Below are 5680 nucleotides of genomic sequence, written 5' to 3'. Positions count from 1 at the left end.
CGGGCCGCGCCGCCCGCCCCGGCGCCGTCGGTGTCGGGCAGCCAGGCGGCGCGGGTCGTGGCGCTGACCAACCAGGACCGTGCGAGGGTCGGCTGCCGCCCGCTGCGCGTCGACGCCCGCCTGACCGCCGCCACCCAGGGCCACAGCGACGACATGTCCGCGCACGGCTACTTCTCCCACGACGGCCAGGACGGCCGCAGCTTCTCCGACCGCATCACCGCGGCGGGCTACCCCTCGCCGGGCGGGGAGAACATCGCGCAGGGCCAGCAGGACGCGCAGGAGGTGGTGACGGCGTGGCTGAACTCCCCGGGCCACCGCCGCAACATCGAGGACTGCTCGTTCACCACCATCGGCGTCGGGCTGGCTGGGGCCGACAGGTACTGGACGCAGGACTTCGGTCGCTGACCTGCGGCAGTGGGCTCGGCGCGCCGAACATGGCGACCCCTGCCCGGCGGCAGGACCCACCGAACGACCCCGAGGCGGCCGCACGCCCCGGCCCGGCGGTCACGGCTAGAGCTCGAAGCGGTATCCCATCCCCGGCTCGGTGATGAGGTGCTTGGGGCGGCTGGGCTCCGCCTCCAGCTTCCGGCGCAGCTGGGCGAGGTAGACACGGAGGTAGTTCGTCTCCGTGCCGTAGTTCGGCCCCCACACCGCGCGCAGCAGCTCCCGCTGCCCCACGAGCTTGCCGCGGTGGCGCACCAGGAGCTCCAGGACGCCCCACTCGGTGGGCGTCAGATGTACCTCCTCGCCGCCGGCGCGGATGACCCTCTTCGCGGCGAGGTCCACGGTGAAGTCGCCCACGTCGACGACGGGCTCGCCGTCGACGGCCGACACCGCCGCCCGGCGGACCGCGGCCCGCAGCCGCGCGAGGAGCTCGGCCATTCCGAAGGGCTTGGTGACGTAGTCGTCGGCGCCGACGTCCAGCGCGCGCACGGTGTCGTTGGAGCCCGTCCGCGCCGAGAGCACGATGATCGGCACGCTGGTCCAGCCGCGAAGGCCCTCGATCACCTCGGTGCCGTCCATGTCGGGCAGGCCGAGGTCGAGCACGACGACGTCGGGGTGCCCGTCGGCGGCGGTGCGCAGCGCGGAGCCGCCGTCGGGAGCGAGCAGGACGTGGTAGCCGTGTGCGGTGAGGTTGATCCGCAGCGCGCGCAGGATCTGCGGGTCGTCGTCGACGACCAGCACGCGGTGGGCCGTCATCGGGTCTCCCTGCTCGGGCGGGCGGCGGGCAGCGCCACGACGACGGTGAGCCCACCACCAGGAGTGTCCTCCGCGGTCAGGGTTCCTCCCATGATCTCGGTGAAACCCCGGGCCACCGACAGGCCCAGCCCCACGCCGGTGCCCCCGTCGCGGTCGCTGGGGTCGGCCCCGCCGAGGCGGCGGAAGGGGGCGAACAGGGCCTCGCGCGCCTGCCGTGGGACACCCGGCCCGGCGTCGACGATCCGCAGCTCCACCCGGTCGGCGTAGGCGCTCGCCCGCAGCACGATGGGCACGTCGACGGCGTAGCGCAGCGCGTTGTCGACGACGTTGGCCACGACCCGCTCCAGCAGCCCCGCGTCGGCGACGACCTCGGGCAGCCCCTCGTCGATCTCGACCTTGACGCGGCCCGCGCCCTCGAGCCCGACGAGCGCGCGGACCGCCACCTCGTCGTAGCCGATGGCGACGAGCATCGGGGTGACCGCGCCGGCCGCGAGGCGCGACGAGTCGAGCAGGTTGTCCACGAGCGCGGTGAGCCGGTCAGCCGACTCCTCGACGGTGGCCAGCAGCTCCAGGCGGTCGGCCGCGGAGATCCGCAGGGTGGGGTCGCGCAGGCTGCCGGCCGCGGCCTTGATCGACGTCAGGGGGCTGCGCAGGTCGTGGCCGACGGCCGAGAGCAGGGCGCTGCGCGTCTCGGTGACCTCGGCGCGGCGCCGCGACGCCTCCGCCTCGGCGGCCGCCCGCTGGCTGCGCAGGGCCAGCAGGGCCTGCCCACCGACCACCTCCAGCAGCCGGCGGTCGGCCGCGGCGAGCGAGCGGCCGCTGCCGACGAGATGCAGGGCGTCCTCCACCTCGACGTCGACGTCGGCCTCGTCGGGGGTGGCGCACCCCATCGGCCCGGACGAGGTGACGCACCGCCAGGTGTCGGTCCCGGCGTCACCCGCACGCTCGAGCAGTGCCACGGAGTGCAGCCCGAACGCCTCCCGCACCTTCTCCAGCAGCCGGGGCAGCGGGTCGGTGCGGGTCAGCACGGTGCGTGCGAACGACGCCAGCAGCGCGCCCTCCGCCCGGGCGCGGGCGGCCTGCTGGGCCCTGCGCGCCGCTCGGTCGACGACCAGCGCGACGAGCACCGCCACGACGATCATCGCCGCGACGGCGACGATGTTCTCCGGCTCGGAGATGTTCAGCGAGAAGTACGGCCGGGTGAAGAAGAAGTTGAGCAGCACTCCGCCGATCACCGCCGCGAGCACCGCCGGTCCCAGCCCGCCGACCAGCGCGGCGGCGACCGTGGCCAGGAAGTAGAGCACGACGTCGGTGGAGAGGCCGACGACCTCCTGCAGCAGGACGCCCGCTCCGGTGGCCACACCCGGGAGGACGACGGCGAGCACCCAGCCCAGCGCCTTGCGCGCGAACGGGAGGCCGTTGCGCAGCGCGGGCAGGCGGACGCCGCGGCCCGCCTCGTCGTGGGTGACCATGTGCACGTCGATGGTCCCGGAGTCCTGCACCACGCGGGTGCCGACGCCCTCGGCGAACATCCGCGCGATGCGCGAGCGCCGCGAGGTGCCGATCACGAGCTGGGTGGCGTTGGCGCCGCGGGCGAAGTCGAGCAGGTCGGCGGGCACGTCCTCCCCGCCGACGACCGTGTGGAAGCTCGCGCCCACGTCCTCGGCGAGCTTGCGCAGCCGGGCGACCGCCCCGACCGGCGGCCCGGCGAGCCCGTCGCCGCGCAGGATGTGTACGGCGAGCAGGTCGGCCGCACCCGAACGCTTGGCGATGCGGGCCGCGCGGCGCAGCACCGTCTCGCTCTCCTTGTCGCCGGTCAGGGCCACGACCACGCGCTCGCGGGTCTCCCAGACCTCGGTGATCTGCTTGTCGGACCGGTAGCGCTGCAGCGCCACGTCCACCTCGTCCGCCACCCAGAGCAGCGCCAGCTCGCGCAGCGCCGTCAGGTTGCCGGGCCGGAAGTAGTTGGCGAGCGCGGCGTCGACCTTCTCCGCCGCGTAGACGTTGCCGTGCGCGAGCCGGCGGCGCAGGGCCTCCGGGGTGATGTCGATGAGCTCCAGCTGCTCGGCGCGGCGCACCACCTCGTCCGGCACGGTCTCCCCCTGCCGGACCCCGGTGATGCGCTCGACGACGTCGTTGAGCGACTCGAGGTGCTGCACGTTGACCGTGGTGAGCACGTCGATGCCCGCCTCGAGCAGCTCCTCGACGTCCTGCCAGCGCTTGGCGTGCCGCGAACCGGGTGCGTTGGTGTGCGCGAGCTCGTCGACGAGCGCCACCTCGGGCCTGCGGGCGAGGACGGCGTCGAGGTCCATCTCGCCGAAATCGAGCCTGCGGGCGTCGGTCTCATAACGACGGGGGACGATCTCCAGCCCGTCGAGCAGCTCGGCGGTCTTGGCCCGCCCGTGCGTCTCGACGATGCCGACCACCACGTCTGTGCCGCGCCCGACCCGGCGCCGGGCCTCCCCGAGCATCGCGAAGGTCTTGCCGACGCCCGGAGCCGACCCGAGGTGGATCCTCAGCTCGCCCCGCCGTGTCACCTCCGCAGTCTGCTCCACCTGGTCGTGTCAGCGCCCTGATGCCGCCGCGACGGCCAGGTTGAGCGTGGTGAGGTTCACCGCCGCTCCCCGAGGAAGCCGAGGATCCGGCCGTCGGTGTCGTCGGCCACCAGCTTCTGCAGCGCGTCCGGTCGACCTGCTGGTGCGCCGATCGGACGGCCCGGGCCGCTGGCCCGCGACGGCGAGATCCGTCCGGCCCCGGCCGAAATCGAGTTCCGGGAACTGCGCCGCCGCCTGACCGTCTACCAGTCGTCTCACCCGGCCGTGTTCGACCGGTGAAGCAAGCCGAGCTTCAGCCGCTCGGCGCCGGCACGCGCGGGGGTGCCAAGGTATCCACCGAACTGGCTTGTCCATCAACGGTCGTCCTCGCCCCCCTCGGCGGGGGCCCCGCGGAGCACGCGTTCGTGGATCTCCTTGGTCAGCACCTGGATCTCGCGAGTCAGCGCGGTGTTGGTCTTGAGTTCCTGCTCCTGCTCGACGAAGTCGTGATCGGCCTTGGCCTGCTGGAACGCCGCCGACCGGTTCTGGCCGATCATCACGAAAGTGGACAGGAAGATCGCTTCCAAGGAGACGACGAGGGTCAACTTGGGCCATGGGTCCTTTTCCAGGAAGAGCATCCAGACGGCAAACACCACGGCATGGATATAGACGAAATTCATCGAGCCGGCGAAGGCGGTGATGCTGTCGGCTAGGCGAACTTGAAAGTGCTTGTGCCGGGCCTCGAGCTGCTCGAGCACGACCGGATGCCTCGGCGGACTGCCTTGAACGAGGGTGGTCACAATGACTCCTTCCGTCGGTCCAGTGGCTCGCGCGCATCACGGCGCCGACCCTCGCGTGGCGGGTCCGGTCTGACCCGGCCTGTCCGCCCGGGCGGCGAGCCGAAGCGTCCTGTCCAGCTGCGAACCGGTCGCCGATCACCAGTCCTGCTGGCCGAGCTGACGGCGTCCGTTCGGCCGCTCCGCTCGGTCGCCGAGTTCGCCGGCCAGTTCGGCCTACCCCTCGGTCTTGTCACGAAATTGGTGAGACTCCCGTGGGAATCGGACACCGACGATGGACGGGCGCCGTAAGGCATGTATGCCAGATCAGCATCTGAGGCGGACGATGCTACCAACAGGGTCGGCGGCGGACACCACCCACCATGGGTGAGTTTGCGTCCGAGGTCGTCCGTCTGCACTTCGTTGGCTGACCGAGGAGACTGACCGAGGAGACCGTCATGGCCGATTTCCTACCGCCCCCTCTCGCACGGCGCTGACCAACGTGGACATGCAGAACTGCTTCGTCGAGGGCGGTCCGTCGGCCTCCCCCGACGGGCCGGCCGTCGTGGAGCGCGTCGATCAGCCAGCGGAAGCCTGCAGACGCACGGGAAGCCGCCGTCCGCGACTTCCGGGTGTTCTTCCTCAGCGACGGCACCGCCACCATGGACATGAACGGGGTGACGGCGCTGGACCTGCCCGCTGCAGGTACTGATCACCCTCACAGGGAGTCGAGCCCTCGGAGCGTCAGGACGAGAAGCGCGAAGCCGGCGGTCATCAGCAGCGCGTGGGCCAGTCGGTCATCTTGACCGGCCGGTGGCGCCGCTCACCCGGCGCCGTCCACCCTGGCCGGTGGTCCGCCCCGGCCCGTCATTCCTCGCGCGGCTACCGTCAGAATCGCGTCAGGAACGGGCTCGGATCCCCACCGGTCGCCGACCCTGTGACGATGCTCATCCGTAGGCCGACCGCCCCCTCCGCGCGCATCCCGGGGCCGCTCGGAGCAGTCCTCGGCCTTCCGGTCGGCGCCGCGACCGCACTCGGCGCCCGGCCCTTCGGCGGCGGCCCGGTCGTCGGGTTGGTGCTGATCATCGCCGCGGCGCTGTGGCTGGGCAGCGCCACCACCGCCGTCGGCGGCGTGATCGCGGCCGTGCAGATGTGGGGCTGCTACGACGG

6 protein-coding genes are annotated in these 5680 nt (G+C 72.5%); 3 read left to right on the top strand and 3 right to left on the bottom strand.

Translation table 11 applies throughout. The features are described 5' to 3' along the window. A partial coding sequence (locus tag JWR81_RS25775; protein WP_297658470.1) for a CAP domain-containing protein occupies nucleotides 1–405 on the top strand: 405 nt, incomplete at its 5' end. 105 nt (nucleotides 406–510) lie between these two features. On the opposite strand, the gene JWR81_RS25770 is transcribed toward JWR81_RS25775, so the two are convergent. Both JWR81_RS25770 and JWR81_RS25765 read right to left on the bottom strand, forming a co-directional pair. After that, the gene (locus JWR81_RS25770; RefSeq protein ID WP_297658468.1) at nucleotides 511–1200 is read right to left on the bottom strand and encodes a response regulator; all 690 of its coding nucleotides are present in this window, start codon (nucleotides 1198–1200) and stop codon (nucleotides 511–513) included. Continuing rightward, nucleotides 1197–3737: a DUF4118 domain-containing protein gene (locus JWR81_RS25765; protein WP_297658466.1), complete on the bottom strand. Its 2541-nt coding sequence runs from the start codon at nucleotides 3735–3737 to the stop codon at nucleotides 1197–1199. The genes JWR81_RS25770 and JWR81_RS25765 overlap by 4 nt, the downstream gene beginning before the upstream one ends. Nucleotides 3738–3851: 114 nt before the next feature. Between JWR81_RS25765 and JWR81_RS25760 the strand changes: the two genes are divergently transcribed. Beyond that, a complete protein-coding gene (locus JWR81_RS25760; protein ID WP_297658464.1) occupies nucleotides 3852–4034 on the top strand; it encodes a hypothetical protein in 183 nt (60 codons plus the stop codon). Nucleotides 4035–4108: 74 nt separating this feature from the next. Here the strand turns inward: JWR81_RS25760 and JWR81_RS25755 are convergent, their stop codons facing one another. Next, nucleotides 4109–4534 (bottom strand): DUF1003 domain-containing protein, encoded by a 426-nt coding sequence (locus tag JWR81_RS25755; RefSeq protein ID WP_297658462.1) that lies wholly within the window; start codon nucleotides 4532–4534, stop codon nucleotides 4109–4111. 919 nt (nucleotides 4535–5453) lie between these two features. On the opposite strand from JWR81_RS25755, the gene JWR81_RS25750 reads away from it, so the two are divergent. Next, the coding region (locus JWR81_RS25750; RefSeq protein ID WP_297658460.1) for a hypothetical protein at nucleotides 5454–5680 on the top strand (227 nt) is incomplete at its 3' end.

The organism is Pseudonocardia sp. (genome assembly GCF_025965585.1).
In the GTDB taxonomy this organism is placed as follows: domain Bacteria; phylum Actinomycetota; class Actinomycetes; order Mycobacteriales; family Pseudonocardiaceae; genus Pseudonocardia.
This window is presented reverse-complemented; position numbering and strand designations above follow the sequence as displayed.

Excerpts from the sequence above, each read along its gene's own strand:
- JWR81_RS25770 (WP_297658468.1), bottom strand. The coding sequence starts at position 1,200 with ATGACGGCCCACCGCGTGCTGGTCGTCGACGACGACCCGCAGATCCTG.